The organism is Streptomyces lacrimifluminis, from assembly GCF_014646095.1.
GTDB lineage: Bacteria > Actinomycetota > Actinomycetes > Streptomycetales > Streptomycetaceae > Streptomyces > Streptomyces lacrimifluminis.
The window spans coordinates 68,518-93,997 of record NZ_BMMU01000012.1 but is presented as its reverse complement, the minus strand read 5'-3'; the positions used below and the strand labels follow the sequence as shown (position 1 = coordinate 93,997).

Here is a 25,480-nt window from a genome sequence, read left to right as displayed (position 1 = left end):
TCATGACTAGCCGGCGGACCCGAGGGCGTTCCGACTGCCCAGGGGCTGCCAAGTGCTCGGAGCCAGGTCGGCACGGTGGCAGCGGTCGCCCGCTCCCGTGGATACCGGGCGGTTCCCTCTCTTGCGGAAGGCGAAGGAGGAGCAGGGCTCGCAGGTGACCCTCGTCTTCCGCAGTGAGCCAGCAGCCGCACTGCTGGCAGGACCTCGGCGTCATCGTCCGGGGCGGCCAGAGACGGCGCGTAGTCCGCGACGTCCGTGGCCGCTGGGGGCGGTCGGGTTCGCGGGGCTCCGGCAAGAGCCCGAGCATCCCCGCCCGCAGAAGGACCGCCCGGACGGACCGGCCGTAGTTGGGGATGTCATCGAGGACCAGCTCGTCGACGAGTTCGTCGCCGTCTGCGTCGCGCACGGCGAGCGCGAGGCGCAGCATCTCGTGCAACTTGCGCTGACCGGGGCTGATCCCGTCGCCTACGTCATGCCGCCTACGTTCCGTCCGCGCCGAATGTCTGCGTCACGACGGGCGAAGGCCCGCCTGCGGGCATGCGAAACGCCCCGGAGCCGCGACCGGATTCGCGGCGGACCGGGGCGTTGTCGTGGCTGTCGTCAGCCCGCCTCGAACGTGGCCGGGTCCGGGCCCAGTCGGCGGCCCTCGTTCAGCGCGCTGATCGCCGCGAGGTCCTCCGGGTCCAGGCTGAAGTCGAAGACCTCGATGTTCTCCTTGATCCGCGACGGCGTCACGGACTTGGGGATCACCACGTTGCCCAGCTGGAGGTGCCAGCGCAGGACGACCTGGGCTGGCGTGCGGCCGTGCTTCCGGGCGATCGCCACGACCGCCGGGACCTCCAGCAGACCCTTGCCGGAACCGAGCGGGGACCAGGCCTCCGTGGCGATACCGTGCTCCGCGTGGTAGTCGCGGGACTCGTGCTGCTGGAGATGCGGGTGCAGCTCGATCTGGTTGACCGCCGGGACGACCGAGGTCTCGGCGAGGAGCCGGTCGAGGTGCTCCGGAAGGAAGTTGGAGACGCCGACAGCCCGGGCGCGGCCGTCCGCGTAGAGCTTCTCGAACGCCTTGTAGGTGTCGACGAACGCGCCCTTGGCCGGCTGCGGCCAGTGGATCAGGTACAGGTCGACGTACTCCAGGCCGAGCTTCTCCAGGGAGGCGTCGAAAGCGCGGAGGGTGGACTCGTACCCCTGGTCGCTGTTCCAGAGCTTGGTGGTGACGAAGAGTTCCTCGCGGGCGACGCCGGATGCGGCGATGGCCTTTCCGGTGCCCACTTCGTTGCCGTAGATCGCCGCTGTGTCGATGCTGCGGTACCCGCTCTCCAGCGCGGTGGCGACCGCCTGCTCCGCCTCGTCGTCCGGCACCTGCCAGACGCCGAAGCCCAACTGGGGCATCTCGACGCCGTTGTTCAGGGTGATCGGGGGGACCATGCTGCTCACGAGCTCTCGATCCTTCAGTCGTCGGGTGGGTACTCCCATCGTCAACGATCACGAGCGGTGCCGCATTCCTGATCGCAAACCTCGTGAGCATTCCCACAGATTGGCCGGAAACACCTTCGGCTGCGCACAGGTATTGGTACGGACTATTGACGGTGATCTGTCAGGCGGCGACCCTGTATCACGCCGCAGGTCGTGATGGTGAACGACGTACATATATGTAACTCGTGATGACAATCAGCCCCCATGCCGAGGTGGTACCACCATGAACACATCCAGGCGAACTCTGCTCGCCGCCGCACTCGGCGGAGGGGTCGGAGCCGCCGCCGGAGTCCCCGCCCTCGACACTCCTGCCCACGCGGCCTCCTGGCAGCAGAAGTGGGCGCCGTCCGCGAGCGGCGCGGGTCTCGGTGCCTTCGAGACCATCGAGGACGACCGCGCCGACTCCCACACCGCCGCCCACCCGCACATCTACGCCACCGGCGACAACTGGCGCTTCACCATGCACACCGTCGACCGCGACACCTCGACCGACCGCCAGCGCCACGAAGTCACCGGCCTGCGCAACGGCAGCGGCGCCAACTACCTCAAGTGGACCGAGGGGCAGACCTGGCGCGTCACCTACTCGATGTACATCCCCAGCTCTCTCAAGGCGACGACCACCTTCACCCACATCATGCAGATGAAGCAGCCCGGCGCCGGCACCTCACCGATGGTCGTGCAGTCGCTGCGTCGGGTGAACGGCGTGCAGACCATCGAACTCAAGCTGCCCATAGACGACATCCTCGTCGGCCGTACGAACCTCGAACCGCTCCACGACAGGTGGACGGACGTCGACTTCCGGATCAAGGTCGGCAACGGCTCGGCGGGATCTGTCCGTTGGATCCTCAAGAGCGGCTCGACAACGGTCGTCGATGTCTCACGCGCCGGTGTCGACACCTTCCTCGCCGACCGGGTGCGCCCCAAGTGGGGCATCTACCGCTCCCTCGGCGACACTTCGGGCTCACTGCAGGACTGCTACCTGCTGCTCACCAACCTGCGGGGCTATCAACTCGTCTGACGATGGCGGGCATCAGGCGCTGTACAGCGCCTCGACCTCTTTCGTGTACGCGTCCTCGATCGCCTTGCGTTTCAGTTTCAGGGACGGGGTCAGCAGACCGTGTTCCTCGGTGAACGGCTGGGCCAGGATGCGGAAGGTACGGATCGACTCGGCCTTGGAGACCAGGGTGTTCGCGGTGACCACCGCACGCCGCACCTCCTTCTCCAGGTCCGCGTCGCGGACCAGCTCCGTCGGCGTCAGCTGCGGTTTGCCGCGCATCGTGAGCCAGTGTTCGACCGCCTCCTGGTCCAGGGTGATCAACGCGGCGATGTACGGGCGGTCGTTGCCGACCACGATGCACTGAGCGACCAGGGGATGGTCCCGGACGCGTTCCTCCAGGCCTCCCGGGGCGACGCTCTTGCCGCCCGAGGTCACCAAAATCTCCTTCTTGCGGCCGGTGATCGTGAGGAAGCCGTCCTCGTCGAGGGAGCCCAGGTCGCCGGTGGCCAGCCAGCCGTCGTGCAGCGTCGCGTCCGTCGCCTTCTGGTTGTTCAGATAGCCCTGGAAGACGTTGTCGCCGCGCAGCCAGATCTCGCCGTCGTCCGCGATGTGCACGGTCGTGCCCGGGATGGCCTGGCCGACCGTGCCGTACCGGGTGCGCTCGGGCGGGTTCGCGGTCGCCGCCGCCGTCGTCTCCGTCAGGCCGTAACCCTCGTAGATGTGGACGCCCGCACCCGCGAAGAACAGGCCGAGCCGCCGGTCCATCCCCGAGCCGCCCGTCATGGCGTGCCGTACGCGCCCGCCCATCGCGGCCCGGATCTTGGAGTACACGAGCTTCTCGAAGAGCTGGTGCTGCATCCGCAGGCCCGCCGACGGTCCGGGGCCCAGGTCCCAGGCCTTCTCCTCCATGGCCTCCGCGTAGCGCACCGCGACCTCGACCGCCTTTTCGAAGGGGCCGTCCCTTCCCTCCCGCTCGGCCTTGCGGCGGGCCGCGTTGAAGACCTTCTCGAAGATGTACGGCACGCCGAGGAAGAACGTCGGCCGGAACGCGGCGAGGTCGGGCAGCAGTGCTGCCGCGTTCAGCTGCGGCTGGTGGCCGAAACGGACGCCGCCGCGGATCGCCGCCACCTGCACCATCCGGCCGAAGACATGCGCGAGGGGGAGGAAGAGGAGGGTCGCCGCCTCGTCACCCTTCTTGGAGTGGAACACCGGTTCCCAGCGCTCGATGACGGTGTCCGCCTCGAACATGAAGTTCGCGTGGGTGATGACACAGCCCTTGGGGCGGCCCGTGGTGCCGGACGTGTAGATGACCGTCGCGGTCGACTCGGGCGTGACCGCGAGCCGGTGCCGGTGCACCACGTCGTCGTCGAGGTGCGCACCGGCCTCGTACAGCTCCTGTACGACGCCGACGTCGAGCTGCCACAGCCGGCGCAGCTCGGGCAGGCGGTCGATGACCGTAGCGATGGTCATCGCGTGGTCCTCGTGCTCCACCATCGCCGCCGTCACCTCGGCGTCGTACAGCATCCAGAAGACCTGCTCGGCCGAGGACGTCGGATAGACCGGCACCACCTGCGCGCCGATCGTCCACAGCGCGTAGTCGAAGAGCGTCCACTCGTAGCGCGTACGGGACATGATCGCGACCCGGTCCCCGAACCGGATGCCCTGCGCGAGCAGTCCTTTGGCGAGGGCGAGGACCTCGTCGCGGAACTCGCCCGCGGTGACGTCCCGCCACCGGCCGGCCGCGTCCTTGCGGCCGAGCGAGACATGGAGGGGGGCTTCCTGGGCACGTTCGAACACCACGTCGGCCAGTCCGCCCACAGGCGGCGCCAACGCCAACGGAGGGTTGGTGAATTCGCGCAAACCCGCTCCTAGTGACGCTTTGCACAGCGCCGTGAAAGCTACCCCACGCCTTCACATGGCGGGAGGGGTGCCAAGCCGAGTGGTGTTCAGCTTCGATGCCGTCCCGGGGCGGAAAATATGTCTGTATGGGTTGGGGGCGGACAGAACCTCCTCCGTCGGAGAAGATCCCCGGTCGGTAATCTCCACCGAATCCGACCGACCCGCTCACCGCCTCTGCCAGGCCTCTTGGGACTGCCTTTAAGGTCGCGCAGGCGGCTGTCAACGCCGGTGCAGCCGGTCCCCGCTCGTCAGGATCGCCGCCGCGAGCGCGTCCGCCGCGCTCTGGGCCGACGTACGGCGGTGACCGTGGACCAGGACGAAGTCGACCTGGCCCAGCTCCGGCAGCCCGGCGCGGTCGGGCACCCGGACCAGACCGGGCGGGACCATCCCGAGTGAGTGGGCCATCACACCGAGGCCCGCCCGGGCCGCCGCGATCAGGCCGTTGAGGCTGCCGCTGGTGCAGGCGACGCGCCAGGCCCGGCCCTGCCGCTCCAGGGCCTCCATGGCGAGAGCGCGGGTGATGCCCGGCGGCGGGTACACGATCAGCGGCACCGGGCGGTCGGGGTCGAGCCGGAGCCGTTCCGCACCGATCCACACCAGCTCGTCGTGCCAGACCGGCTCGCCGCGCGGGTCCTCGGGGCGCCGCTTGGCCAGGACGAGATCCAGCTTCCCGGCGGCCAGCTGCTCGTGCAGGGTGCCCGACAGCTCGACCGTCAGCTCCAGATCGACCTCGGGATGGTCGTAGCGGAAGGCCTCCAGGATCTCCGGCAGCCGGGTCAGCACGAAGTCCTCCGACGCGCCGAACCGCAGCCGGCCGCGCAGCCGTGTGCCCGTGAAGAACGCCGTCGCCTGCTCGTGCACCTCCAGGATCCGGCGGGCGAAACCGAGCATCACCTCGCCGTCCTCGGTCAGCTCCACCGAGTGGGTGTCCCGGGAGAAGAGCTGCCGGCCGGCCGCGTCCTCCAGACGCCGCACATGCTGGCTGACCGTCGACTGGCGCAGCCCGAGCCGCCGGGCGGCCTGCGTGAAGCTGAGCGTCTGGGCCACGGTCAGGAAGGTCCGCAGATGAGAGGGGTCGTACACGCGTCCACGCTACCCCGTTATCGCGAAACGTGATGACAGTCAGAGCGGTATGCGGGATTCCCGATCACGAAGCGGAGGAGGACGATGGAAAGGGCACGACCGTCCCGGGACCCGACGTCCCAGTCCTGAGTAGTGGAGCACCGTGAAACGCCTGAAGTGGCCGAGTTGGATGCCGATCGACCCCTACATCCTGCTGTTGCTCGGGACGGTGGGCCTCGCGGCGCTCCTCCCGGCGCGCGGGACGGGCGCGGACGTCGCCTCGGGTGCCTCCACGGCCGCCATCGCCTTCCTCTTCTTCCTCTACGGCGCCCGCCTCTCCACCCGCGAGGCGCTGGCAGGACTGAAGCACTGGCGGCTGCACGCCACTGTCCTCGCCTGCACGTTCGTCGTCTTCCCGCTGCTCGGCCTGGCCGCCCGCGGACTCGAACCGGTGTTCCTGACGCACTCTCTCTACATCGGTCTGCTCTTCCTCACCCTCGTCCCGTCCACGATCCAGTCGTCGATAGCCTTCACCTCGATGGCCCGGGGCAACGTGCCCGCCGCGATCTGCGCGGGCTCCTTCTCCTCCCTCGTCGGCATCGTCGTCACCCCGTTGCTCGCCGCCACGCTGCTCGGCAGCACCGGCGGCGGCTTCTCGCTCGACTCGCTCCTCGAGATCGTGCTCCAGCTGCTGGTGCCGTTCCTCGCCGGGCAGGTACTCCGGCGCTGGATCGGCGCGTTCGTCACCCGGCACAAGAAGGTGCTGGGGCTGGTCGACCGTGGCTCGATCCTCCTCGTCGTCTACACCGCCTTCAGTGAGGGCATGGTCGAGGGCGTCTGGCGCCAGGTCAGCCCCGCCCGGCTCGGCGGACTCCTGGTCGTCGAGGCCGTTCTGCTCGCGCTGATGCTGGCGCTGACCTGGTACGGGGGCAAGGCGCTCGGCTTCGACCGCGAGGACCGGATCACGATCCAGTTCGCCGGCTCGAAGAAGTCCCTGGCGGCCGGACTGCCCATGGCGAGCGTCCTGTTCGGCGCCCAGGCCTCGCTGGCCGTGCTGCCGCTGATGCTCTTCCACCAGATGCAGCTGATGGTGTGCGCGGTGATCGCCAAGCGCCGCTCGCAGGACCCGGTCGCCGAGTCCGAGGTCGGTTCGGGGGTCACCGCCGAGGACCCGTCCCGCATCACGGCCGGTACGGCAACACATTCCGGCTGAGCCGCGGACCGGGGAGGCCGGGTTCGCCCCGCGCCCCGAAAGGGGCGCGGGACTGTCTCTCTGCTGCTCAGCCGCGTGGGCGTGACCAGCCCCTACCGGGCCCGGGGCAAACGAACCGCCTATTTCCCGGAGCGACGCGCGTTCACCTTGTCCAGGGGCAGCCACAGGACCGTACTGCTCGTGGCCGTCTCCTCGGCCACGGTCGCCGTCATGGAAGTCGCGGACAGTTCGGCCGTGCCCAACGCCCGGTCCCAGACCCGGACATCGTCGATCGCGCCGCTGAAGTGCTGCAGACTGTCCACCCGTTGCCCGACGTGCACCCCGAACACCGAGTTACGGCTGGCGGATCCGGTCACGTCCGCCACGCTGACCGCCGTACCGTCGACGAAGAGCGTGAACTGGCCGCCGCCACGGCGCAGGGCGGCGAAGTGCCACTGGCCGTCGTTGTAGGTGCCCACGGAGGTCGCGGACGCCGTCCTGACGGCCGACGCACCGTCCCGGACGGTCATCAGCCCCCGGACACGGTTGGTCGCGGGCTCGGCGCGGAGCCAGATCTGGGGCTGGGTGGAGCCGACCCCGCCCATCCACAGCAGCGGCCGGTCACCCGTCGTCGCCGTGGTGCGGAACCAGAGGGCCACGGTGAAGTCCTTGGTGCCGAGCGGCAGGCGGTCGCTGTACGGGAGGCGTACGGCGTCGTCCACACCGTCGAACTCCAGTGCGCCGCCACCGAACACCCCGGTGGTCTGCGTGGCGCCGCCCAGGACGGCGGCGGGGCGGGCGTGCGGGGCCAGGTCACGGGTGGTCGGGTCCGGGCCGCGCGGCGGTGTCAGCCAGTCCTCGGAGAAGCGGGCGAAGCGGATCTCGTCGCGTGCGTCGACGGTGCCGCCCTCGTACATCAGGCCCACCGTCTCGCTGTCGATCTTCACCAGGTCGGAGTAGCCCGACCAGTCCCGGGTGACGACCGTGCCCCGGTCCACGCTGTCCCAGGTGCGCCCGCCGTCGTACGAGGAGCGGATCATCATCGTCCGGCGCCGGTCGGGATCGCCCGGGCAGGCCAGCAGGATGCGGGCGCCGAAGCCCACCGTGGAGCACTGGACCTGGGGTGCGTAGAGGTCCGGGAGAGCGCGGAACGGGGTGACGAAGCTGCTGCCGCCGTCCGCGCTGAAGGCCTGGGTGCGGTGTCCGCGATCCGTACCGTCCTGTTCGCGACCGCTGACCAGGATCACGCCGTCCGAGTGCTCCGTGAGTGTCACCTCGGACGGTTTCTGCCGGAAGGTGCCGTCGGCCGCGATCGGCCAGGTGTCCGTGGCGCCGATCTTCCAGTGGTCGCCGCCGTCGTCACTGATGATCAGCGCGGCGTGGTTGGCGCTGATCCGACTGCCGTCCCACGTCTCGGTGTTGACGCCGAAGACGAGCCGGCCCGCGTGTTCGCCCCGGGTGAGCTGGATGCCGTGCACCGGGCCGGTCGCGTACCAGGAGTTCCACGCGGGCGGCATGATCTCTGCGCTCAGGTCGCGTGGCTCGGACCAGGTCAGCCCGTCGTCGTCGCTGTACTGCAGATGGGGGGTGCGGTCGCAGGGCACCGGACAGTTGCCGCCGCCCCGTCCCGTGTTCCAGCTCTCCGCGAGGAGGATGCGGCCGGTCTCCCGGTCCACGATCGGCGCCGGGTTGCCGTGCGTGTCGACCCCGCCGTCGTCGACCACCTGGACCGGGCCCCAGGTGCGCCCGTCGTCGGTCGACCGCTTGACGACGATATCGATGTCACCGGCGTCCCCGCAGTTGTCCTTCCGTCCCTCGGCGAAGGCCAGCAGCGTGCCCTTCAGGGTCCGGACGATCGCGGGGATCCGGTAGCAGGCGTAACCGGGGTCCTGGGAGGCCCGGAAGAGCACCTGCTGCTCGAACGTGGCCGTGGGGGTGGCCTGTTCCGCGCCTGCGGGGCTCGGCAGCGCGAGCAGCAGAGCGGCCGTGGTGAACACGGCCGTGAGGGTGGATCTGAGACGTGCGTGAAGACTTGGCGGCATGTACGGCCCTGCCCTTCAACGTCTGGACTTCATGCGTCTGGACTTCAGAGTTCGTGACTTCAGAGGTCTGGACATCTGAACAATCGGGCATCCGAAAATCTGGACATCCTACGTCCAACGTGTGCGCATCAGACGGTAGTTGGATGCTCAGCCGCCCCACAAGAACCGTGTGTCAAGGGATCAGGACAACCTTGCCGAGGTTGCTCCGGGACTCGATGACCCGGTGTGCGCCGACCGCGTCCGCCAGGGCGAACTCCCCGTGCGCCACCGGTCGTACGGTTCCTTCGGTGAACAGCCGCCGCATCCGGCGGCGTCACCTCTCGTACAACTCCGGTTGCTCGTCGGCTATTCGGGGCATCCGGCACGGGGCGACGGTCGTGGCGCCCACCAGCGGGTCGTACGCCCGGATCGTTCCGCCGCCCGAGGCGTACGCGACGAGCCGTCCGCCGGGGGCGAGGAAGGGCGGCGCCGATGTGAGCGACGAGCCGTCGACCGTGTCGACCGGTGAGACGCCGTCGGGCGCGGGGGAGGCACCGCCGGGCAGTGGGGAGGTCGCGGCTTCCCGGAGCACCGTGAAGCCGGCGTGACCGTGGCCGAAACAGAGCCCGGTCGCCCGGTCGCCCGGTCGGAAGCCGGCCCGCGGCCCCGGCTCGGGCACGGAGACCTCGTCCCGGGACAGGGGAGCACCTGTGTGCCCGTACCGAACACGGCGCATCCGCACCTCCTGCCTCGCACCTCTGGAAACCGTTGGGAGCCCCAACGATAAACATATAACCATTGGGAGGTCCAATGATTATTGGTTAGTCTTTTCGCATGTCTGTCGAACTTCGTTCCATACGCGTCCTCCCCAGCTGGATCCTGGGGAGGGCCGCCGACCGCGGGCGGGCGCTGGTCACCGCCGCGCTGGCCGACGAGGGGCTGAAGATGTGGCATCACGTGGTGCTCTCCGCCGTCGCGGAGCTGGGCCCGGTCGCACAGGCCGAACTGGTGCGCGGGGTGGGGCTCGACGCCAAGGACATGGTCGGCGTTCTCAACGACCTTCAGGACAAGTCACTGATCGTGCGCGCCCCGGACCCGCACGACCGGCGCAAGAACGCCGTGACGGCCACGGCGGAGGGGCGGCGGCTGCTGGCCCGCTGCGAGCGGGCCGCGCGAAAGGCCAACGACGAGCTGCTGGCACCGCTCACCGTCGTGGAACGTGAGCTGTTCATCGGCCTGCTCACCCGGGTTTCGGGTACGGCATAGCGGCAGGCAGGCAGGCAGGCAGAGGCGGGGCCCCGCCGGCGCAGGGGGCGCTCCCCGCCGTTCGGGGCCCCGCCGCCGTGCCGCGGGGAAACCGGTCAGCCCTGGGAGGCCGCGGCTTGCAGGGCGATACGGTCCTCGCCCGCGTACACGTTCATGTTGGCGCCCCGGAGGAACCCCACCAGGGTCAGCCCCGACTCGGCCGCCAGGCCGACGGCGAGCGACGACGGCGCCGAGACGGCTGCCAGCACCGGAATCCCGGCCATGACCGCCTTCTGCGCCAGCTCGAACGAGGCCCGGCCGGAGACCAGCAGGATCGTGCGGGACAGGGGCAGGTCGCCGTTCTGCAGCGCCCGGCCGACCAGTTTGTCGACCGCGTTGTGCCGGCCCACGTCCTCACGGACGTCGAGCAGTTCGCCCTCCTCCGTGAACAGGGCCGCCGCGTGCAGACCCCCGGTCCGGTCGAACACCCGTTGGGACGCGCGGAGCCGGTCGGGCAGGCCGGCGAGCAGTTCGGGTGTCAGCCGGACCGGGGGAGCGCCGACGCCGTCGTCGATGGCCCAGCGGGCCGTCGTACGGACCGCGTCCAGACTCGCCTTGCCGCACAGGCCGCACGAGGACGTCGTGTACACGTTCCGCTCCAGCGTGATGTCGGGCAGCACCACGTCCGGAGCCGTCCGCACATCCACCACGTTGTACGTGTTCGAGCCGTCCTCCGTTGCGCCCGCGCAGTACACGATGTTCTGGAGTTCGCGGCGCTCGGCCAGCACGCCCTCGCTCACCAGAAAGCCGACGGCGAGCGCGAAGTCGTCGCCCGGGGTGCGCATGGTGACCGCGATCGGCTTGCCGTTCAGCCGGATCTCCATGGGTTCCTCGGCGACGAGCGTGTCCGGCCGGGTGGAGATCTCTTCGCCCCGGATCCGGATCACCCTGCGTCGTTCCGTGACTCGTCCCATGTCCTGATCAGCCCCGGTTCTGTACGTGCTGGTAGGTGACCTTCTCGTTCTCATTGTCCTGCACGCGCGAGGTGGCGCTGTGGTTCACGCGGCCCTGCCGCCGCCAGGGAAGAGGCTGACGACATATTGTCTACAGTATGGTGGATGAGCCGGCAAGGGGGTGCGCACGGGAGGGAACAGGGCGCCCGTGGCCCGGAAGCGCCGCTCCATGTGGCCGGGATGCCGTTCGTCCGGTTCGGACGACCGTTCGGCGCAGGCCGGATACCGTTCACCGCATACGGTCGGCGAGTTCGACCGGCCGCCTTCCCAACCCTGCGGCCGGTTCCTATCGTCCGGGATCATGAGTCCCCCCATAGCACCCCCCGGCTGGAGCCGCTGGCTCGTCCCGCCGGCCGCCCTCTCGGTCCACCTCTCCATCGGCCAGGCCTACGCCTGGAGCGTCTTCAAGCCGCCCCTGGAATCAGCGCTCGGCCTCAGCGGCACACAGAGCGCGCTGCCCTTCCAGCTCGGCATCGTCATGCTCGGTCTGTCGGCCGCGTTCGGCGGCACCCTCGTCGAGCGCAACGGGCCGCGCTGGGCCATGACCGTCGCCCTGGTCTGCTTCTCCTCCGGCTTCCTGCTCGCCTCGCTCGGCGCCGCCACCGAGCAGTACTGGCTGATCGTCTTCGGCTATGGCTTCGTCGGCGGCATCGGCCTCGGCATCGGCTACATCTCGCCCGTCTCCACCCTGATCAAGTGGTTCCCGGACCGGCCCGGCATGGCCACCGGCATCGCGATCATGGGCTTCGGCGGCGGCGCGCTCATCGCCTCGCCCTGGTCGGCGCGGATGCTGGAGTCGTTCGGCTCCGACAGCTCCGGGATCGCCCTCGCCTTCCTTGTGCACGGACTGACGTACGCCGTGTTCATGTCGCTCGGGGTGCTTCTGGTACGGGTGCCGCGCAGCGGGAAGCCCGCCGCAGACGGGGTGAGCGGGCCGAGCGCTCTCACGGGTGTCCAGGTCTCCGCGCGCAGCGCCGTGCGGACCCCGCAGTTCTGGTGCCTGTGGGTGATCCTCTGCATGAACGTGACCGCGGGTATCGGCATCCTGGAGAAGGCCGCGCCGATGATCAAGGACTTCTTCGCGGACAGCTCCACACCGGTCTCGGTGTCGGCGGCGGCCGGTTTCGTCGCGCTGCTGTCGGCGGCCAACATGGCGGGCCGGATCGGCTGGTCGTCCACCTCCGACCTGATCGGCCGCAAGAACATCTACCGCGTCTACCTCGGCGTGGGGGCGCTGATGTACGCGTCGATCGCCTGGTTCGGGGACTCCTCCAAGCCGCTGTTCATCCTGTGCGCCCTGGTGATCCTCTCCTTCTACGGCGGCGGCTTCGCCACTGTCCCCGCCTATCTGAAGGACCTCTTCGGGACCTACCAGGTCGGCGCCATCCACGGGCGGCTGCTCACCGCCTGGTCCACGGCAGGTGTCCTCGGCCCGCTGATCGTCAACTGGATCGCCGACCGGCAGGAGGAGGCCGGCAAGCACGGCTCGGCGCTCTACGGGCTGTCGTTCTCCATCATGATCGGCCTGCTCGCCGTCGGCTTCGTCGCCAACGAACTCGTCCGCCCCGTAGATCCCCGCCACCACGTCCCCGCACCGAAGGAGGCCGCCGATGTCCAGCGAGAGCAGTCCGTCTGAGAGCGCGGGCACGCCGCCCGACCGCCGGCCTCTGATCGCGTTCGCCTGGTTGTGGGTGGGGGCGCCGCTCTGCTACGGCGTCTACGAGCTCGTGCAGAAGGCGACACAGCTGTTCACAGGGTAGGTGTTCGGGCATTTCGAGGTCTGATAGAAGCCGACAACCCTTCCACGTTAATCCTGTGGCATCGCGTGCCGACGTACTGGCGAGTCACTGATCAGACTGGTGGATCCCGCTACCGAAAAGCAGCAAGGGGGACCACCCATGAACGGCTCGCGCATCGCCGCTGTCGGTCACTACCAGCCCGCCAAGGTGCTCACGAACGAGGATCTGGCGGGCCTGGTCGACACCAGCGACGAGTGGATCAGAAGCCGGGTGGGCATCCGTACGCGCCACATCGCCGGCCCCGACGAGCCCGTCGACGAGCTGGCCGCGCATGCCGCCGCCAAGGCGCTCGCGGCGGCAGGGCTGGCCGCGAGCGACATCGACCTCGTCCTCGTCGCCACCTCGACCGCCGTCGACCGCTCCCCGAACATGGCCGCCCGCGTAGCGAACCGGATCGGCGTCCCCTCGGCGGCCACGATGGACCTCAACGTCGTGTGCGCGGGCTTCACCCACGCCCTGGCCACCGCCGACCACGCGGTACGGGCCGGGGGATCGGTACGGGCCCTCGTCATCGGCGCCGACAAGATGTCCGCGGTGGCGGACTGGACCGACCGCACGACCTGCGTACTCGTCGGGGACGGGGCGGGCGCGGCGGTCGTCGAAGCCTGTCCGGCGGATGCCGTCGGACCCGCCGGTATCGGGCCGGTGCTGTGGGGCTCGGTACCCGAGATGGGAAACGCGGTACGGATCGAGGGCACGCCCTCGCGGTTCGCGCAGGAGGGGCAGAGTGTCTACCGCTGGGCCACCACCCAGCTGCCGCGCATGGCCCGCCAGGCCTGCGAGCGGGCGGGCCTGGCCCCCGAGGAGCTCGCCGCCGTCGTCCTGCACCAGGCCAACCTGCGCATCATCGAACCGCTGGCGGCGAAGATCGGCGCGGTGAACGCCGTCGTGGCACGCGATGTCATCGAGTCAGGCAACACCTCGGCCGCCAGCATCCCGCTCGCCTTCTCGAAGCTGGTCGAACGCGGCGAGATCGCCACCGGCGACCCCGTCCTGCTGTTCGGCTTCGGCGGCAACCTCTCCTACGCCGGGCAGGTCGTCCGCTGCCCGTGAGCGGCGCGGGCCCGTGATCTCACCATGGACGGGTGGGCCGTCTGCGGTCCACCCAGGGCGCCCTCGTGGCGCCTTCTTCTTTGTCCTCTCAGTGGAAGAAGTCAGTGGCAATCCTTGCTCAACTTCTTCCCAGCCCCGGCGGTCGCTGCTACGTTCCACTCGAAAGCCCGGCGAAGTGGCCGGAAAGCGTGGCCGGTTGGTGCCTGACTAGGCGGGGAGGGGCTTGTGAGACGCATGACCGCTCGTCCCGCGAACGCCCACCAGGCGCGGCTGCTGCGCCTGCTGCGTGACGGTGGGCCCAACTCCCGGGCCCAGCTCGGGGATCAGGTCGACCTGTCGCGGTCCAAGCTGGCCGTGGAGGTAGACCGTCTCCTGGAGACGGGCCTGGTCGTGGCCGACGGACTCGCCGCCTCGCGAGGCGGTCGCCGCTCCCACAACATCCGGCTCGCCCCCGCCCTGCGCTTCCTCGGCGTCGACATCGGCGCGACCTCGATCGACATCGCGGTCACCAACGCCGAACTGGAAGTGCTGGGACACCTCAACCAGCCCATGGACGTACGCGAGGGCCCGGTCGCGGTCTTCGAGCAAGTCCTGTCCATGGCAGCTAAGTTGAGAGCCTCCGGGCTCGCGGAGGGGTTCGACGGCGCCGGCATCGGCGTCCCGGGCCCGGTCCGCTTCCCCGAGGGCGTACCGGTCGCCCCGCCGATCATGCCCGGCTGGGACGGTTTCCCCGTACGGGAGGCCCTCAGTCAGGAACTGGGCTGCCCGGTGATGGTCGACAACGACGTGAACCTGATGGCCATGGGGGAGCAGCACGCGGGCGTCGCCCGCTCCGTGGGCGACTTCCTCTGCGTCAAGATCGGCACCGGGATCGGCTGCGGCATCGTCGTCGGCGGTGAGGTCCACCGTGGGGTGACGGGCAGCGCCGGCGACATCGGACACATCCAGGCGGTGCCCGACGGGCGCCCGTGCGCCTGCGGCAACCGGGGCTGCCTGGAAGCCCACTTCAGTGGCGCCGCTCTCGCCCGCGACGCCAAAGAGGCGGCTCAGCAAGGGCGTTCGGAGGAACTCGCGGCCCGGTGGGAGGCGAGCGGTGCTCTGAGCGCCGTCGACGTCGCTGCCGCCGCTGCCGCCGGGGACGCCGCCTCGCTCGACCTGATCCGCGAGGGGGGCAACCGCACCGGCCAGGTCATCGCCGGTCTGGTCAGCTTCTTCAACCCGGGCCTGGTGGTGATCGGCGGAGGGGTGACCGGCCTCGGCCACACCCTGCTCGCCGCCATCCGTACCCAGGTCTACCGTCAGTCGCTGCCCCTGGCGACCGGCAATCTGCCCATCGTTCTGGGGGAGTTGGGCCCCACCGCCGGAGTCATCGGCGCGGCCCGCCTCATCAGCGACCACCTGTTCTCACCCGCGTAAGCCGACTTCGTACCCGCGTCACCCGACGCACACCACCAGCACAGCGCCCTGCTCTGCCCTGCGCAAACGCCTGCCCAGCAAGCGATCCACCCTGCAACCGGCCCGCACGCCCGCCAAGGGGAACCGTCATGGCACCAGAACCACCGCTGCTCAGCATGTCCGGCATCACCAAGTCGTTCCCCGGAGTCCGAGCCCTCGACGGCGTCGACCTCGACGTCCAGGCCGGTGAGGTGCACTGTCTGCTCGGCCAGAACGGCGCCGGAAAGTCCACCCTCATCAAGGTCCTGGCGGGCGCCCACCAGCCCGACGACGGCACCATCAGCTGGCGTGGCGAGCCGGTCACCCTGCGCTCGCCCATCGTCGCCATGCGCCTCGGCATTGCCACCATCTACCAGGAACTCGACCTGGTGGAGCACCTGTCGGTGGCCGAGAACGTCCACCTCGGCCATGAACCCACGGCCGCCGGATTCGTCGTACGGGGGAAGGCCGCCAAAGCCTCGACTGCCGCGCTGCTCAAGCGACTCGGTCATCCGGAGGTCGAACCGGGGCGCCTGGTAGGGGAGTTGTCGGCGGCGCAGCAGCAGATCGTGTCGATGGCGCGGGCGCTCTCCCACGACGTACGGCTGATCGTCATGGACGAGCCCTCCGCCGCACTCGACCCGGAGGAGGTCGACAACCTCTTCCGGATCGTCGGCGACCTGACCGCCGACGGGGTCGCCGTCGTCTACATCTCACACCGGCTGGAGGAGATCCGCCGCATCGGCGACCGCGTGACCGTGCTGAAAGACGGCCGGGCGGTGGCCGGCGGGCTCCCCGCCAAGTCCACGCCGACCCGGGAGGTCGTCGCCCTGATGACCGGCCGCAACGTCGAGTACGTCTTCCCGGAGCGCCCCGCGACACCGCGGGACGCGGACGTCGCACCGGTCCTCGAGGTCCAGGGGCTGGCCAGGGAGGGCGAGTTCGCGCCCGTCGACCTCACCGTGCGACCCGGCGAGATCGTCGGCCTGGCCGGCCTCGTCGGGTCGGGGCGCTCGGAGATCCTGGAGACGATCTACGGCGCCCGAAAGCCGACGGCCGGTCAAGTCATCGTCGGCGGCAGCGTGTTGAGGCCGGGCAGCGTACGGGCCGCAGTGCGCGCCGGGCTCGGGCTCGCCCCCGAGGAACGCAAGGCGCAGGCCCTGCTGATGCTGGAGTCCGTCACCCGCAATGTGTCGGTCTCCTCCATGTCCCGCTTCGCACGCGGGGGTTGGATCGACCGGGGCGCCGAACTGGGCGCGGCCCGCGCCGCCACGCGCGAGCTGTCGCTACGGCCGGACAACCCCTCCGTACCCGTCCGCACCCTCTCCGGCGGCAACCAGCAGAAGGCGGTCCTCGCCCGCTGGCTGCTGCGCGGCTGCCGTGTCCTGCTGCTCGACGAACCCACCAGAGGTGTCGATGTCGGCGCCCGCGCCGAGCTGTACGCGGTGATCCGCCGCCTCGCCGACGAGGGCCTCGCCGTCCTGCTGGTCTCCAGTGAAGTGCCCGAGGTGCTCGGCCTCGCCGACCGTGTCCTGGTCCTGCGCGAGGGCCAGGTCGTCCACACGGCACCCGCCCGCGAACTCGACGAACACCGCGTGCTCGACCTCGTCATGGAAGGAGCCCCTGTGGCCAGCGCATCCTCTGCGGTCGACAGCCCGGCGGCCGGTGGAAGGGGCCCCGCATCATGACACAGCCCGTGTCCCCGCCGCGCGACAGCACCGACAAGGTCCCCTCGACCGGTCAACTCCCGGCCTGGCGAACCACGGTGGCCCGCGCCGACGTCCGCACCCTCTCCCTCCTCGGTGTCCTCGCCGCACTGATCGTCGTCGGCGGCATCACCAAGCCAGACGAGTTCCTCGACACCCGCAACCTCCAACTCGTGCTCACCCAGGGCTCGGTGATCGGTGTCGTCACCGTCGGCATGACCTTCGTCATCATGTCGGGCGGTATCGACCTGTCGGTCGGCGCGATCGTGGCACTCGCCTCGGTGTGGGCGACCACCGTCGCCACCCAGGAGTACGGCTTCGCGGGCATCCTCTTCACCGCGGTGCTCGTCGGAGTGGGCTGTGGACTGGTCAACGGACTGCTCATCGCCTACGGCGGAATGGTCCCCTTCATCGCCACCCTCGCCATGCTGGCCTCGGCGCGCGGACTCGCCCTTCAGATCACGGACGGCGCGACGCAGATCGTCACGATCGACAGCGTCCTCGACCTCGGCGAGCGCGACGCGTACATCCTCGGCATCCCGCCACTGGTGCTGGTCTTCGCGGTAGTGACGATCATCGGCTGGCTGATCCTGAACCGCACCACCTTCGGCCGCCGCACGGTGGCCGTGGGCGGCAACGCGGAGGCGGCCCGGCTCGCCGGAATCGACGTACGCCGCCAGCGCCTCTACCTCTACCTCCTGTCCGGACTGTGCTGCGGGATCGCCGCCTTCCTGCTGATCATCCTGTCCGGCTCGGGCCAGAACACCAACGGCAACCTGTACGAGCTGGACGCCATCGCCGCCGCGATCATCGGCGGCACCCTGCTCAGCGGGGGTCGCGGCACCATCGTCGGCTCCGTGCTGGGTGTCCTGATCTTCACCACGATCACCAACATCTTCGCCCTGAACAACCTGCAGAGCGATGTGCAGCAGATCGCCAAGGGCGCGATCATCGTCGCCGCCGTGCTCGTCCAGCGCCGTACCGCAAGCACGACCTGAGGGAAGGGTTCACCGTCATGCCAGAGTCGACGCCGTTCACAAGCCGCAGAGGACTGCTCTTCGGAACCGCCGCCGTCGGGGCAGGGGCCCTGCTCGCCGGTTGCACCAGCAACGAGCCGGACGACGAACCCGCCGGGAACGACGACCAGCCGGCTGCCGCCGACACCCCCGGCAAGGCCGTCACCATCGGCTTCGCCGGACCGCAGGCCGACCACGGCTGGCTCAACGCGATCAACGACAACGCCAAGAACCGGGCGAAGAAGTACTCCGACGTGACGCTGGAGATCACCGAGGGCTCGAACGACACCGCCGCGCAGATCGGCCAGATCGAGACGCTGATCAACAAGAAGGTCGACGTACTGGTGATCCTGCCCGCCGACGGCAAGGCGCTCACCCAGGTCGGACTGAAGGCGATGCGGGCCGGCATCCCGGTCGTCAATCTGGACCGGATCTTCAACACCCCGCAGGCGTACCGCTGTTGGATAGGCGGCGACAACTACGGCATGGGTCTCAACGCTGGTCACTACATCGGTGAGCAGCTCAAGGACGTGGACGACGCCAAGGTCATCGAACTCGCCGGCCTCGACAACCTGGAACTGACCAAGCAGCGCACCCAGGGCTTCGACGACGCCCTGAAGAACTACCCGAACATCAAGAAGGTGGCCCGCCAGGCCGCCGAGTTCACGGTCGAGTCCGGCCAGGCCAAGATGGCCCAACTCCTCCAGGCGCAGCCCAAGTTCAACGCTCTGTGGAACCACGACGACGACCAGGGCGTGGGCGCGCTGCGGGCGATCGAACAGGCTGGCCGCGACGACTTCGTGATGGTCGGCGGCGCGGGCGCCCTCGCCGCCTTCCAGGCCATCAAACAGGACAACGGTGTCCTGAAGGCGACGGTGCTCTATCCGCCCACCATGGCCGCGTCGGCGATCGACCTGGCCCGCGCGCTGGGCCAGGCCAAGGGGGTGAGCGGCCTCTCCGAGTTCGAGATCCCGTCCTCCCTGACGCTCTACTCGGCGGTCGTCGACAAGGACAACGTCGACCAGTACATGCCGACCGGCTTCAAGTAGAGGGACCGGGGTCAGGGGCTGGGAGTTGGGCTTGTGCCCGGGGCCGGTCTGTGGAGCCGGCTCCGGGAGGAGCGGGCGAGGGCCGGTGGCGGGGGCTGATCGGCCACGCCCCGAAGGGGCGCGGGGAACTTCGCGACCAGCCACGATGCACCCGCAGCCGACACACCACGCCTGGCCCCGGAGCAGACACCCCCGACAGTGCAATCGACGAGGAGGACATCCGCATGGCACAGCCGCAGGCAGACGCCGCCGAGGCCGACAAGCCGGCACTGGGCGTCGGCATGGTCGGATACGCGTTCATGGGGGCGGCCCACTCCCAGGGCTGGCGCACTGTGGGCCGTGTCTTCGACCTGCCCCGGCGCCCGGTGCTCGCCGCGATCTGCGGCCGAGACCCCGGTGCCGTCCGAGCGGCAGCGGACAGGCACGGCTGGGCGGCGGCCGAAACCGACTGGCGTGCCCTGCTCGAACGGGACGACGTCGACCTCGTCGACATCTGCACCCCCGGCGACAGCCACGCCGAGATCGCCCTCGCCGCCCTCGCCGCGGGCAAGCACGTACTGTGCGAGAAGCCTCTCGCGAACACCGTCGAGGAAGCCGAGGCGATGACAGCGGCGGCCGAAGAGGCCGCGAGGCGCGGTCAGTTGGCCATGGTCGGCTTCAACTACCGTCGCCTGCCCGCCACCGCGCTCGCCCGTTCCATGGTCGCCGAGGGCAGGCTCGGCACCCTGCGGCACGTTCGGGTGACCTACCTTCAGGACTGGCTGGTGGACCCGGAGTTCCCGCTCACCTGGCGGCTGCGCAAGGAGGCGGCCGGATCGGGAGCACTCGGCGATCTGGGTGCCCACATCGTCGACCTCGCCCAGTACCTCGCGGGCGAACCCCTCGCCGGAGTCTCCGCCCTCACCGAAACCTTCGTACGCGAACGCCCGTTGCCCGGCGGCCCGACCAGCGGGCTGACCGCCACCGCGACCGCCGGCGCAGGCCAGGTCACCGTGGACGACGCCGCCGTCTTCACCGGCCGTTTCACCTCGGGCGCCCTCGCCTCCTTCGAGGCCACCCGGTACGCGACCGGCCGCAAGAACGCGCTGCGCATCGAACTCAACGGCGAACGAGGCTCGTTGGCCTTCGACCTGGAACGCCTCAACGAACTCGCCTACCACGACGGCACCGAGCCCGGTACGCACGCCGGCTTCCGCCGCATCCTCGTCACCGAACCCGACCACCCCTACCTGGACGCCTGGTGGCCGCCGGGCCACGGCCTCGGCTACGAGCACTCCTTCGTCCACCAGGCCCGCGACCTCGTCCTCGCGATCGCGCAGGGCAGCCGGCCCCGGCCGTCCTTCGCGGACGGCCTCCAGGTGCAACGCGTCCTGGCGGCGGTCGAGGAGAGCGCGGAGAAGAACTCCGCCTACACACCCATAGCGGTCTCATCCATATCGGTCTGAGGAGGCTCGACGAGAATGCCGCGCGACTTCACACTCTTCACCGGCCAGTGGGCCGACCTGCCTCTCGAAGAGGTCTGCCGCCTCGCCCGTGACTTCGGCTACGACGGGCTCGAACTCGCCTGCTGGGGCGACCACTTCGAGGTCGACAAGGCCCTCGCGGACCCGTCCTATCTGGCGGGCCGTCACCAACTCCTCGACAAGTACGGCCTCAAGTGCTGGGCGGTCTCCAACCACCTGGTCGGCCAGGCCGTCTGCGACGCCATCATCGACGAGCGGCACCAGGCGATCCTGCCCGCCCGTATCTGGGGCGACGGCGACGCGGAGGGCGTACGACAGCGGGCGGCGGCCGAGATCGCCGACACCGCGCGGGCCGCCGCCGCCTTCGGCGTCGACACCGTCATCGGCTTCACCGGCTCGGCGATCTGGCATCTGGTCGCGATGTTCCCGCCCGCCCCCGAGTCGATGATCGACCGCGGCTACCAGGACTTCGCGGACCGCTGGAACCCGATCCTGGACGTGTTCGACGCCCAGGGCGTGCGGTTCGCGCACGAGGTCCACCCGAGCGAGATCGCCTACGACTACTGGACAACCCAGCGAGCCCTGACCGCAGTTGACCACCGGCCCGCCTTCGGTCTGAACTTCGACCCCTCGCACTTCGTGTGGCAGGACCTGGACCCGGTCGGTTTCCTGTGGGACTTCCGCGACCGGATCTACCACGTCGACTGCAAGGAGGCCCGCAAGCGGCTCGACGGCCGCAACGGCCGCCTCGGCTCACATCTGCCCTGGGGCGACCCGCGCCGTGGCTGGGACTTCGTGTCGGCCGGCCACGGCGACGTCCCCTGGGAGGACGTCTTCCGCATGTTGCGCTCCATCGAGTACCGGGGCCCCATCTCCGTGGAGTGGGAGGACGCCGGCATGGACCGGCTCCAGGGCGCACCCGAGGCGCTGACCCGCCTCAAGGCGTACGACTTCGACCCGCCGTCGGCCTCGTTCGACGCGGCGTTCGGCAGCAACGACTGAGCTGCTCCTGAGTGTTCCGGGGTGACGGCGCACCCCGGCGTATCGCACCCGCATGTACCACGAGCTCCATTCTGGAGGCATTCGTGCACGCGAAACACGGCACCACCCGCACCGGCAGAATCGGAAGTCGCAGACGACACCTCGGAGTCCGCAGAGCGCTCGCCCTGTTCACGGGCGTGTTGCTCGCGGGAGCGTCACTGACGCTGGTCGCACCTCAGGCCGGCGCAGCCGTCGCCGAGCCCACCGCCGCCGAGGACTTCCAGCAGGTCACCCTGGCCAAGGGCGAACCGGAGGTCGGCGAGCCCATGTCGCTCGCCGTCCTCCCGGACCGGTCGGTCCTGCACACCTCGCGCGACGGCGAACTCCGCATCACCGACGCCGCCGGAAACACCCGGCTGGCCGGCAAACTCGACGTCTACTCCCACGACGAAGAGGGCCTCCAAGGCATCGGCGTGGACCCGCAGTTCAGCTCCAACCGCTTCATCTACCTGTACTACGCACCCCCGTTGAACACCCCGGCGGGCGACGCCCCGGAGACGGGCACCGCCGCCGACTTCGCACCCTTCGACGGTGTCAACCGGCTCTCCCGCTTCGTCCTCAACGCCGACGGCACCCTCGACAACGCCAGCGAGAAGAAGATCCTCGACGTCCCGGCCTCGCGCGGCCTGTGCTGCCATGTCGGCGGCGACATCGACTTCGACGCGGCGGGCAACCTGTATCTGTCGACGGGCGACGACACCAACCCCTTCCAGTCCGACGGATTCACGCCCATCGACGAGCGCGCGAACCGCAACCCGGCCTTCGACGCCCAGCGTTCGTCCGGCAACACCAACGACCTGCGCGGCAAGATCCTGCGCGTCAAGGTCAACGCGGACGGCTCGTACACCGTCCCCGACGGCAACCTGTTCGCGCCCGGCACGGAGAAGACGCGCCCCGAGATCTACGCGATGGGCTTCCGCAACCCGTTCCGCTTCAGCGTCGACAAAGCGACCGGCATCCTCTACATCGGCGAGTACGGTCCCGACGCGGGCGCGGCCGACCCGGCCCGAGGCCCCGGGGGACAGGTCGAGTTCGCCCGCGTCACGGGCCCCGGCAACTACGGCTGGCCGTACTGCACCGGTGCCAACGACCCCTACGTGGACTACGACTTCGCCACCGGCACCTCCGGCGCCGCCTTCGACTGCGCCGCCCCGAAGAACACCTCGCCCAACAACACCGGCCTGACCGACCTTCCCCCGGCGCAGGCCGCCTGGATCCCCTACGACGGTGCGTCCGTACCGGAGTTCGGCGACGGCTCCGAGTCACCGATGGGCGGCCCGGTCTACCACTACGAACCTGCGCTCGACTCTCCGGTCAAGTTCCCGGAGGCGTACGACGGCGACTTCTTCGCCGGTGAGTTCGGCCGCCGCTGGATCAAGCGGATCAGCAGCGATGCCGACGGGACCGTCCAGTCCATCAACGACATCCCGTGGACCGGCACCCAGGTGATGGACATGGCCTTCGGTCCGGACGGCGCGCTGTACGTCCTCGACTACGGCGTCTCGTGGTTCGGCGGCGACGAGCACTCCGCCCTGTACCGCATCGAGAACGCCACCGACGGCCACTCCCCGGTGGCACAGGCCGCCGCGGACGTCACCTCCGGACAGGCCCCGCTGAAGGTGAGGTTCTCCTCCGCCGGCACCACCGACCAGGACGGCGACGCCCTCACGTACAGCTGGGACTTCGGCGACGGCGGTACGTCGACCTCGGCGAACCCCTCCCACACGTACAGGAAGAACGGGACGTACACGGCGACGGTGACCGCGAAGGACACCACCGGCCGCACGGGCAGTGCGAGCGTCCAGGTCGTCGTCGGCAACACCGCGCCCAAGGTGGTCCTCCAACTCCCGCAGGACGGACAGCTGTTCGCCTTCGGTGACGCCATCCCGTTCAAGGTGAAGGTCACCGACCGGGAGGACGGCCGGAGCATCGACTGCTCGAAGGTCGAGGTCACCTTCATCCTCGGTCACGACAGCCACGGCCACCCGCAGACCTCGGCGAAGGGCTGCTCCGGCACCATCCAGACCAGCGCCGACGGCGGCCACGACCCGAACGCCAACATCTTCGGGGTCTTCGACGCCCAGTACACCGACCTCGGAGGCGGCGGCCAGGCACCCCTGACCACCCATGACCAGAACGTCGTCCAGCCCACCCACCGCCAGGCCGAGCACTTCAACAACTCCTCGGGCACAGCGGTGAGTTCACGCGAGTCCGCCAACGGCGCCAAGACCGTCGGCGACATCGACAACCGTGACTGGATCGCGTTCACGCCGTACGTCCTGAGCAACGCCAAGTCGCTCACTGCACGCGTCGCCTCGGCCGGCGCGGGCGGCAAGCTGGAGATCCGCGCGGGCTCCCCGACCGGCAAGGTGCTGGGCCGTACGACCGTACCGACGACCGGCGGCTGGGACACCTACCAGAACGTCACCGCCACCCTGTCCCACGCACCGCAGGGCACGACCACGCTCTACCTCGTCTTCAAGGGAGCGGCGAGCGGCGACCTGTACGAGGTGGACGACTTCACCTTCACCACGGGCTGAGGGGAGTGAACATGCGATCAACAGGCCGGACGGTCACCGCTGTTGCAGGCACGGCACTGCTCCTCGGAAGCATGTCGACACCAGCGGTCTCCAAGCCCGGACCACAGCACGCCGACCGGGTGCTGGTCTTCTCCAAGACGGCGGCCTTCCGGCACGACTCGATCCCCGCCGGTGTCACGGCGCTCAAGGAGCTCGGCGCGAGCGCCGGCTTCAGGGTCGACGCGACGGAGGACGCGGCGGCGTTCAACCCGGCGAACCTCCGCCGCTACGCGGCCGTCGTCTTCCTCTCGACGACCGGCGACGTACTGACGGACCGTCAACAGGCCTCGTTCGAGAACTACATCCACCACGGCGGCGGCTATGTCGGTATCCACGCGGCGGCCGACACGGAGTACGACTGGACGTTCTACGGCGGCCTCGTCGGCGCCTACTTCCAGGGGCACCCGGCGATCCAGCCGGCCCGCACGGTGGTGGAGGACCGCGCCCACCCGGCTACCTCGGCCCTGGGCGCGGAGTGGAACCGTACCGACGAGTGGTACAACTACCGTTCCAATCCACGGAGTTCGGTGCGCGTCCTGGCCTCCCTCGACGAGTCGTCGTACACCGGCGGCACGATGAACGGCGACCACCCGATCGCCTGGTGCCAGAACTACGCGGGCGGACGCTCCTTCTACACCGGCGTCGGCCACCTGTCGTCCGCGTACTCCGAACCGGCACTCCGGCAGCACCTGCTGGGCGGACTGCGCTGGGCCACCGGCAGGGTCCAGGCGGACTGCCGCCCGGAGAACGGCTACCAGCCGCTCTTCGACGGCACCTCACAGGATGGGTGGAAACAGGCGGGCCCCGGCACCTTCACCGTCTCCGACGACGGCACACTGACGTCGTCGGGCGGCATGGGAATGCTCTGGTACGCCGACCGCGGCTTCGGCGCCTACTCGCTGAAGCTGGACTGGAAGACCCGCGGCGACGACAACTCCGGGGTGCTCGTGGGCTTCCCGCCCTCGGACGACCCGTGGTCGGCGGTCGACAAGGGCTACGAGATCCAGATCGACGCGACCGACGCCCCCGACCGCACCACCGGGGCCGTGTACGGCTTCCGCTCCGCCGACCTGAGGAAGCGCGACCGCGCGCTGAATCCGCCGGGGGAGTGGAACACGTACGAGATCCGCGTGGAGGGCGAACGGCTCCGCGTCTGGCTCAACGGTGTGCAGATCAACGATTTCACCAACACCGATCCGGCCCGCAGCCTGCGGGACGGTCACATCGGCGTCCAGAACCACGGAGCCGACGACCAGGTGTCCTTCCGCGACATCCGGATCAAGGAACTGCCCGTGACCGCGCCGGCGAGCCCGGCTGCCGCGGGCGACTGAGCGGCGGCGGGCGGGGGACGCCGGACCTCCGCCCGCCGCCTTCCTTTCCCTCCCGGGCCCGCTGCCGGAGGGTGCGAACTCCGTGAACGACAAGGAGGCTGCCC

At 69.7% G+C, this 25,480-nt stretch carries 19 protein-coding genes and 1 pseudogene; 14 read left to right on the top strand and 6 right to left on the bottom strand.

From position 1 onward, the window contains the following. Positions 1-600: 600 nt before the first annotated feature. The gene (locus IEY89_RS19505; protein ID WP_189148725.1) at positions 601-1,437 is read right to left on the bottom strand and encodes an aldo/keto reductase; all 837 of its coding nucleotides are present in this window, start codon (positions 1,435-1,437) and stop codon (positions 601-603) included. Between the two features lie 262 nt (positions 1,438-1,699). On the opposite strand from IEY89_RS19505, the gene IEY89_RS19500 reads away from it, so the two are divergent. Beyond that, positions 1,700-2,494 carry a heparin lyase I family protein gene (locus tag IEY89_RS19500; RefSeq protein ID WP_189148724.1) on the top strand — a complete coding sequence of 265 codons (795 nt, stop codon included), beginning with the start codon at positions 1,700-1,702 and terminating at the stop codon, positions 2,492-2,494. A gap of 12 nt (positions 2,495-2,506) precedes the next feature. Here the strand turns inward: IEY89_RS19500 and IEY89_RS19495 are convergent, their stop codons facing one another. Together IEY89_RS19495 and IEY89_RS19490 are read right to left on the bottom strand one after the other, a co-directional pair. Then, positions 2,507-4,333, bottom strand: a complete 1,827-nt coding sequence (locus IEY89_RS19495) for an AMP-dependent synthetase/ligase (protein WP_189148723.1) — start codon at positions 4,331-4,333, stop codon at positions 2,507-2,509. 258 nt (positions 4,334-4,591) lie between these two features. Next, on the bottom strand, positions 4,592-5,455 hold the full coding sequence (locus IEY89_RS19490; protein ID WP_189148722.1) for a LysR substrate-binding domain-containing protein: 864 nt from the start codon (positions 5,453-5,455) through the stop codon (positions 4,592-4,594). 142 nt (positions 5,456-5,597) lie between these two features. On the opposite strand from IEY89_RS19490, the gene IEY89_RS19485 reads away from it, so the two are divergent. After that, a complete protein-coding gene (locus tag IEY89_RS19485; RefSeq protein WP_189148721.1) occupies positions 5,598-6,647 on the top strand; it encodes a bile acid:sodium symporter family protein in 1,050 nt (349 codons plus the stop codon). A gap of 119 nt (positions 6,648-6,766) precedes the next feature. Here the strand turns inward: IEY89_RS19485 and IEY89_RS19480 are convergent, their stop codons facing one another. Further along, entirely contained in the window at positions 6,767-8,668 is a 1,902-nt protein-coding gene (locus tag IEY89_RS19480; RefSeq protein WP_189148720.1) for a sialidase family protein, read from the bottom strand. Positions 8,669-8,840: 172 nt separating this feature from the next. Beyond that, a pseudogene (locus IEY89_RS19475) lies at positions 8,841-9,383 on the bottom strand (zinc-binding dehydrogenase). Positions 9,384-9,481: 98 nt separating this feature from the next. Between IEY89_RS19475 and IEY89_RS19470 the strand changes: the two are divergent. Continuing rightward, complete coding sequence (locus tag IEY89_RS19470) at positions 9,482-9,913, top strand: MarR family winged helix-turn-helix transcriptional regulator (protein WP_189148719.1); 432 nt, start codon at positions 9,482-9,484, stop codon at positions 9,911-9,913. A gap of 95 nt (positions 9,914-10,008) precedes the next feature. Here IEY89_RS19470 and fdhD read toward each other — a convergent pair whose 3' ends face one another. Next, positions 10,009-10,866, bottom strand: a complete 858-nt coding sequence (fdhD, locus tag IEY89_RS19465) for a formate dehydrogenase accessory sulfurtransferase FdhD (protein ID WP_189148718.1) — start codon at positions 10,864-10,866, stop codon at positions 10,009-10,011. A 340-nt stretch (positions 10,867-11,206) separates the two neighbouring features. On the opposite strand from fdhD, the gene IEY89_RS19460 reads away from it, so the two are divergent. From IEY89_RS19460 to IEY89_RS19410, 11 genes are all read left to right on the top strand, one after another. After that, positions 11,207-12,541: an OFA family MFS transporter gene (locus tag IEY89_RS19460; RefSeq protein WP_189148717.1), complete on the top strand. Its 1,335-nt coding sequence runs from the start codon at positions 11,207-11,209 to the stop codon at positions 12,539-12,541. Further along, the gene (locus tag IEY89_RS19455; protein WP_189148716.1) at positions 12,516-12,665 is read left to right on the top strand and encodes an MFS transporter small subunit; all 150 of its coding nucleotides are present in this window, start codon (positions 12,516-12,518) and stop codon (positions 12,663-12,665) included. Before IEY89_RS19460 ends, IEY89_RS19455 begins: the two co-directional genes overlap by 26 nt. A gap of 138 nt (positions 12,666-12,803) precedes the next feature. After that, a complete protein-coding gene (locus IEY89_RS19450) occupies positions 12,804-13,757 on the top strand; it encodes a beta-ketoacyl-ACP synthase III (RefSeq protein WP_189148715.1) in 954 nt (317 codons plus the stop codon). Positions 13,758-13,991: 234 nt separating this feature from the next. Then, entirely contained in the window at positions 13,992-15,173 is a 1,182-nt protein-coding gene (locus tag IEY89_RS19445) for an ROK family transcriptional regulator (RefSeq protein ID WP_189148714.1), read from the top strand. Between the two features lie 128 nt (positions 15,174-15,301). Then, on the top strand, positions 15,302-16,879 hold the full coding sequence (locus tag IEY89_RS19440) for a sugar ABC transporter ATP-binding protein (protein ID WP_189148713.1): 1,578 nt from the start codon (positions 15,302-15,304) through the stop codon (positions 16,877-16,879). Then, positions 16,876-17,895 (top strand): ABC transporter permease, encoded by a 1,020-nt coding sequence (locus IEY89_RS19435; RefSeq protein WP_189148712.1) that lies wholly within the window; start codon positions 16,876-16,878, stop codon positions 17,893-17,895. The genes IEY89_RS19440 and IEY89_RS19435 overlap by 4 nt, the downstream gene beginning before the upstream one ends. 17 nt (positions 17,896-17,912) lie before the next feature. Then, the gene (locus IEY89_RS19430; protein ID WP_189148711.1) at positions 17,913-18,962 is read left to right on the top strand and encodes a substrate-binding domain-containing protein; all 1,050 of its coding nucleotides are present in this window, start codon (positions 17,913-17,915) and stop codon (positions 18,960-18,962) included. 224 nt (positions 18,963-19,186) lie between these two features. Further along, positions 19,187-20,407 (top strand): Gfo/Idh/MocA family protein, encoded by a 1,221-nt coding sequence (locus IEY89_RS19425; RefSeq protein WP_189148710.1) that lies wholly within the window; start codon positions 19,187-19,189, stop codon positions 20,405-20,407. A 15-nt stretch (positions 20,408-20,422) separates the two neighbouring features. After that, the gene (locus IEY89_RS19420) at positions 20,423-21,427 is read left to right on the top strand and encodes a sugar phosphate isomerase/epimerase family protein (RefSeq protein WP_189148709.1); all 1,005 of its coding nucleotides are present in this window, start codon (positions 20,423-20,425) and stop codon (positions 21,425-21,427) included. 83 nt (positions 21,428-21,510) lie between these two features. Next, the gene (locus tag IEY89_RS19415) at positions 21,511-24,006 is read left to right on the top strand and encodes a PQQ-dependent sugar dehydrogenase (RefSeq protein WP_189148708.1); all 2,496 of its coding nucleotides are present in this window, start codon (positions 21,511-21,513) and stop codon (positions 24,004-24,006) included. 11 nt (positions 24,007-24,017) lie between these two features. Continuing rightward, on the top strand, positions 24,018-25,376 hold the full coding sequence (locus tag IEY89_RS19410) for a ThuA domain-containing protein (protein ID WP_189148707.1): 1,359 nt from the start codon (positions 24,018-24,020) through the stop codon (positions 25,374-25,376). Positions 25,377-25,480: the final 104 nt, after the last annotated feature.

Excerpts from the sequence above, each read along its gene's own strand:
- IEY89_RS19460 (WP_189148717.1), top strand. The coding sequence starts at position 11,207 with ATGAGTCCCCCCATAGCACCCCCCGGCTGGAGCCGCTGGCTCGTCCCG.
- IEY89_RS19410 (WP_189148707.1), top strand. The coding sequence starts at position 24,018 with ATGCGATCAACAGGCCGGACGGTCACCGCTGTTGCAGGCACGGCACTG.
- IEY89_RS19445 (WP_189148714.1), top strand. The coding sequence starts at position 13,992 with ATGACCGCTCGTCCCGCGAACGCCCACCAGGCGCGGCTGCTGCGCCTG.
- IEY89_RS19450 (WP_189148715.1), top strand. The coding sequence starts at position 12,804 with ATGAACGGCTCGCGCATCGCCGCTGTCGGTCACTACCAGCCCGCCAAG.
- fdhD (WP_189148718.1), bottom strand. The coding sequence starts at position 10,866 with ATGGGACGAGTCACGGAACGACGCAGGGTGATCCGGATCCGGGGCGAA.
- IEY89_RS19425 (WP_189148710.1), top strand. The coding sequence starts at position 19,187 with ATGGCACAGCCGCAGGCAGACGCCGCCGAGGCCGACAAGCCGGCACTG.
- IEY89_RS19470 (WP_189148719.1), top strand. The coding sequence starts at position 9,482 with ATGTCTGTCGAACTTCGTTCCATACGCGTCCTCCCCAGCTGGATCCTG.
- IEY89_RS19455 (WP_189148716.1), top strand. The coding sequence starts at position 12,516 with ATGTCCAGCGAGAGCAGTCCGTCTGAGAGCGCGGGCACGCCGCCCGAC.
- IEY89_RS19500 (WP_189148724.1), top strand. The coding sequence starts at position 1,700 with ATGAACACATCCAGGCGAACTCTGCTCGCCGCCGCACTCGGCGGAGGG.
- IEY89_RS19440 (WP_189148713.1), top strand. The coding sequence starts at position 15,302 with ATGGCACCAGAACCACCGCTGCTCAGCATGTCCGGCATCACCAAGTCG.
- IEY89_RS19480 (WP_189148720.1), bottom strand. The coding sequence starts at position 8,668 with ATGCCGCCAAGTCTTCACGCACGTCTCAGATCCACCCTCACGGCCGTG.
- IEY89_RS19435 (WP_189148712.1), top strand. The coding sequence starts at position 16,876 with ATGACACAGCCCGTGTCCCCGCCGCGCGACAGCACCGACAAGGTCCCC.
- IEY89_RS19430 (WP_189148711.1), top strand. The coding sequence starts at position 17,913 with ATGCCAGAGTCGACGCCGTTCACAAGCCGCAGAGGACTGCTCTTCGGA.
- IEY89_RS19420 (WP_189148709.1), top strand. The coding sequence starts at position 20,423 with ATGCCGCGCGACTTCACACTCTTCACCGGCCAGTGGGCCGACCTGCCT.